Here is a 5,298-nt window from a genome sequence, read left to right as displayed (position 1 = left end):
CTGATGCTCTGGCTCACCGCGCGCGCCAAAGCGCCGGACGTGCAGCGCATTGCCGAGGTCGAAGACGAAAACGCCGGGGTGGTGCTGTTTGTTGTATGCATCGCCGCGGTGGCGAGCCTGGCGACCATCGCCTTTGAACTGGCCGGCAGCAGGGACCTGGAAACGACCCGCAAACTGTTGCACTACGGCTTTACTGCATTGACCGTGATCGGTTCATGGCTGCTGATCGGGGTGATTTTCAGCGTGCACTACGCCCGTCTGTTCTACACCTGGGACGGTAAGGACTTGGCGCTGCGCTTTGCAGAAGGGCTGGAAACCCCCAATTACTGGGACTTTCTGTATTTCTCGTTCACCATCAGTGCGGCGGTACAGACGTCCGATGTCGGCGTGGCAACTCGGGATTTGCGCAAGATTGTCCTGGCGCAGTCGCTGATCGGCTTTCTGTTCAACACGGCCATTCTCGGGTTCTCGATCAACATCGCGGCGGGACTGTTCAACTGATCCCTGCACAAACGTTCTAGTCATCGCCCTCGGCGCAGGCGTTAAATAAGTCGGCTAACCGTCTCACAGGTGCAGCATGACGACTCACAACTGGATCGACCTGGCCCAGGACGCCGACACCGGCATCGAGACCCTGCGCGCGCATTTCGAAGGACATGCCTACGACCCGCACTGGCATGACAGCTATCTGGTGGGCGTCACCGAACAAGGGGTTCAGCAGTTTCACTGTCGGCGAGCAAAGCACCAAAGCACGCCGGGCAAGGTGTTTCTGCTCGAGCCGGGTGACATCCACGACGGTGAAGCGCCGACCGAAGACGGTTTCACCTACCGCATGCTGTACCTCGACCCGCAGTGGCTGAAACGTGAACTCAGTGCAGTCTTCGAAAATGCCCCCGACAACAGTCAATTGAGTTTCGCCAACACCCTGGCCAGCGACTCGCGGCTCGCCCACGCCACCAGCCTGGCGTTTCAAACCCTGCATCACGGTGAGCTGAAAATCGTCCGCCAGACCGCCCTCGACGGTTTGCTCGAACGCCTGACCAGTCATCTGCACTGGCGCGCCCGGTATGGCGAGGATCCGCGCCTGCCGCTGGTGGCGCAGAAGGCACGGGAGTACCTGCACGCCAACGCTCAATACGACATCGGCCTCGACCAACTGGCTGTCGCAACAGGCGTTGACCGCTTCCGCCTGACCCGCGCCTTCAAGGCCGCTTATGGCATGGCACCCCACGCCTACCTCGTGCAATTGCGCCTGGCGACCGCCCGGCGAAAGCTGGCCCGTGGCGAGCAACCGGCGACGGTGGCGATGGAACTGGGGTTTGCCGATCAGAGTCATCTAGGGCGCTGGTTCGTCCGCGCTTATGGTTTGACGCCGGCGCTGTATCGCAAGCGCTGCTCAAATCTTCCAGACGCATGACCCGGACTTTGTGAGGATCGGCTCCTGAGATCATTCAAGGAGTCCGATGCCATGTTGTCCACCTTTCCAACGCTGTTGCCATTTTTGCTGTTCGCTTTCGTCGCCTCCATCACGCCGGGGCCGACCAATATTCTGGTGCTGAGTAATAGCGCGAGGTACGGTTTCAAAGCCGCATTGCCGATCATTTTTGGCGCCTGCGCCAGTGCGGCATTGATTGTGTTGTTAGTAGGCAGCGGTGTTGGTCAGTCACTTGCCGGACTACCACGGGTGCAATCGCTGATGAAATGGAGCGGAATCGCCTGGCTTAGCTATTTAGCCTGGCAAATATTCCATACACCGGTCACGACCTTCGATGTTGATGAAGGACACAAGCAAAGGTTTGGATTATGGGCGGCCGCTGGCTTACAACTGGTCAATCCCAAGACCTGGATGATGGCCTTTGCCGTGGTCGGTGTATTTGCCGGATCCGGCGATAATCGACAGTTGCAAATTGTCTGCCTGTCGCTGGCATTTTTCCTGGTCTCGCTGCCGTGTCTGGGTGTTTGGGCATTGTTGGGAAAGGGAGCAACCAGATGGCTTGGCTCGGCAAAAGCCATCCAGCGTTTTAATCAGGCAATGGCACTGCTGCTACTGGGTTCTGCCTGGCTCACGTTGACTTGACGCACTGCGTCAGCACAACAGGTACAAAAATGCCCCGAAACATTCGGGGCATTTTTGTGTTGAATGACCGCAAGACACTCCCTCTATTAGAAGAAGTAACTCAGCCTCAAGCTACCGCTCCAATCCTGACTAACCGTTGTACCTTTGCTGCCACCCACCTGGCCGGAAACCTGCCAGTTGCGTTGCGCCGGTGTCCACTTCAAGCCGGCGCCATATTCGATAGAGCTGCTGGCGCGATCATCATCGAAGCTGTCGTCGTTGATCTTGACCTCGTTGGTTTTCACAAACTCATGATTGACCGCTGTGGACAGGCTCGGCTCCAGCAGGCTGCCGTTGTCGAGAGTGATGACACGCCCACCACGAACACCCACCTTGCCTTGAAAGGAACGCATGGTATCGGCTTTGACTTCGAGACCATTGTCGAGCCTGTAGCTCTCGCTTTGGATGACCCCCGTCGAGACCTGTACTTGAGGCTCGACAAAATAATCATCCTTGAGACGGATATGCTTGCCTACGGCCACCGATCCACTGGCGCCCAAGGCCTTGTAGTCACCCTTGGCCCGGGTGCCATCACTCATGGTCACTTTGGCTTTGTTGTCGAACTGGTTGATTTTGGCCATGAGATTGACGAATACACCGCTTTCAACATCGAACGTGCTGCCGTAAACACCGGCATTCAGGCTGTCGACAGTGGCGCTGGAGCCGTATTTGAGATCCATTTTGGTATGGCTTGTTCCGACAAATCCGCCCAGCACCCACGACCTGCCAACAAGATCCACTGTTGTGTCGGCACCACCAGTAATTCCGGTCTGATTCTGGGTGTAGCCATCACCATAGGCGTTACCAACGTTGTACTGGTTGCCATAAGTGCGAACCCAGACACTGTTGCTGAGGTTTTTCACCGAGCTGTCGTTCATCGAGCGCATCGATGCTTCCGGTCGGACGCTCAGGCTTCGGTCTCCCAATTGGTCGCTGAGCATGGCCCCTTCAGCATTCAGCACACTGCGCGCACTCCCGGCCAGGGCCAACGCAGTATTACTTGAAGTACTGACGGTTTCCTTGTCCGGGTTCAGGTACAAACCCTGACCTTCCTTGGCCAATCGGTACACAAACGTACCTGCGTCCACGGTTTCACGACCGCCCAGCGAGAAGCTCGCGTCGCCAGCGGCGATATTACCGACCTTCACCGCTTCGGCCGTGACAGGTGTCGTACCGGTAGCGGTGATCTGCAGTTGATGTTGCCCGCTCGCGTTGCCGGTGACGTTCAGGAAATCGGTGTCACCGTTGCCCAGATCGCTGCCCATCACAAACGTACCCTTACCGGAAAGATCACCCACGTTCAGTTGCTGGAACTGCTCGTTGGTACCCATGCGAACCACGCCGTCATTCAGGGCAAGTCGTTGCACGTTACTGTCGCCGGTCATCACCCACTGCGCTGCGTTGTTGATATTGAGGTTGCCGGAATTGTTGATCTGGCCGGTCAGTACCGAACTGTTGTCCAGCAGCACGCTGCCATTGGTATCCGTGTTGACGTCCCCGGTCATGCTGCTCGCATTGTTCAGCGACAGGCTGGCGACATTTTCAACATTGCCGTTGATCGTAGAGCCGTTGTTCAGGTTGACCGTGGCACCCGTGCCTGCAACTGCCAGCACATTGCCGTTCAATATGCTGTGGGAGTCGAGATTTACCCACGAGCTGCCGGTATCCGTATTTACATCCCCAGTCATGCTGCTCGCATTGTTCAGCGACAGGCTGGCGACATTTTCGACATTGCCGTTGATCGCAGAGCCGTGGTTCAGGTCGACCGTGGCACCCGTGCCTGCAACTGCCAGCACATTGCCGTTCAGTACGCTGCGGGAATCGAGATTTACCCGCGTAACGTTTTGAAGATTGCCTTCGATAGACGCTGCGTTTTGCATCGACAGCGCGACGGTACTGCCGGTGTCGACAATCACATTACCCTTCAAGGCACTGGCGTCGACGGTAAGATTGGCAGTAGAACGATTTGTCGCTTGCAACAACGTACCGTTGCCGCCAATCAGTTCAGTGCTGCCGAGAACATTGATGTTGGCGACTGCGCCGGCGGCCCCGGACGAACCCAGAACGATTGCCGAACCCGTTCCGCCCGTCACGCGGGTATTGTTGAGTGTTACCGTGCTGGCGTTGACACCGGTATTGTCGGTAATGATTTGCAAGCCATCTTGCACGCCGGAAATGGTGCTGCCCGTCGAGGAAAGCGTTGCCCCGCCTAACTGAACGCCATAGCTGGTTGCTCCTGTGCCGCGGACTGTGGAGTTTTCAATCTTCAACACCGCAAAACCAACGGCATTGACGCCGCCTGGAGCACCGGTGATTACACTTCCACCGGTGACCGTGGCGCTTGATGAGGCAGGGGTGTTGATGTTGCGTCCTAACAAAAGCCCAAAACTATTGGTGCTGGTGATCGTGCTGAAGTCGATAGTGGCAGAACTATCGATCAGCTGAATTGCCCCCCTTCCGGCAGCGCTGTCGACTGTAGCCCTCGAGAGATTCAAGGCCGAGGTATTGGCATCTATGCGAAGGCTCTGGCCACCATTGAAAACGACATTTGCACGTTGTGCGCTGATTGTAAGAGCCTGCCCCCCATCGATGGTAAGCGTTCCGCCATTGGAAACACCCCAGTTCTCAAGGGGAGATGCATTGTTGACTATGGCGCTGTTACCGGGTGGAAGTATTGCAGCGAAAGCATTGGAAGAAACTAAAACTACGGAACTGAGTAAACAAGCGGCTGCGCCACCGCGAACCGAACACGAAATACGAGACATTGGGTTTACCTGACAAAAGACGACACCGCAAAAATGACTTCTCCGACAGGATATAAAGATCTCCCCCCAGAAAGCGTCCGACAGAATAGTTACCGAGCCCCACCCTGAATGTAGGAATAATCCTGCATGCAAAGCGGAAAATCCGAGCGCTGTTGTGCGTTAATTCGCTAATGTCGCTGCGACACATAACGACATCTGCCAAGGGAGATCACTCTCCCCTGACAGATTCGACCCTTGCTTTTGTTACGGTGCAGGTGCAGGCAATCGGTCACAGTAATCGAAACTTGTATTAATGCAAACGACTTGACCACCGGCTCCGAGGTCTGAACACCACCAATATCTGTTTCGTACCAATACTTGCCGAATGCTACTGCACCTTGTACCGGCTGATTCAGTTTAAACTTATCAGCTGTACCG

General features: G+C 56.1%; 5 protein-coding genes. 3 read left to right on the top strand and 2 right to left on the bottom strand.

Annotated elements, in window-relative coordinates; all coding sequences use genetic code 11:
- From WLY71_RS29515 to WLY71_RS29505, 3 genes are all read left to right on the top strand, one after another.
- Positions 1-501: DUF1345 domain-containing protein (locus WLY71_RS29515; RefSeq protein ID WP_347806386.1), on the top strand; the 501-nt coding region annotated here is incomplete at its 5' end.
- Positions 502-577: 76 nt separating this feature from the next.
- Complete coding sequence (locus WLY71_RS29510) at positions 578-1,417, top strand: AraC family transcriptional regulator (protein WP_347806385.1); 840 nt, start codon at positions 578-580, stop codon at positions 1,415-1,417.
- Between the two features lie 51 nt (positions 1,418-1,468).
- Complete coding sequence (locus WLY71_RS29505; protein ID WP_347806384.1) at positions 1,469-2,077, top strand: LysE family translocator; 609 nt, start codon at positions 1,469-1,471, stop codon at positions 2,075-2,077.
- An 86-nt stretch (positions 2,078-2,163) separates the two neighbouring features.
- Here WLY71_RS29505 and WLY71_RS29500 read toward each other — a convergent pair whose 3' ends face one another.
- Entirely contained in the window at positions 2,164-4,881 is a 2,718-nt protein-coding gene (locus WLY71_RS29500; protein ID WP_347806383.1) for an autotransporter outer membrane beta-barrel domain-containing protein, read from the bottom strand.
- 167 nt (positions 4,882-5,048) lie between these two features.
- Positions 5,049-5,298: hypothetical protein (locus WLY71_RS29495; protein ID WP_347806382.1), on the bottom strand; the 250-nt coding region annotated here is incomplete at its 5' end.

It is taken from the genome of Pseudomonas rossensis, from assembly GCF_039888995.1.
GTDB classification, from domain to species: domain Bacteria; phylum Pseudomonadota; class Gammaproteobacteria; order Pseudomonadales; family Pseudomonadaceae; genus Aquipseudomonas; species Aquipseudomonas rossensis.
This window is presented reverse-complemented; position numbering and strand designations above follow the sequence as displayed.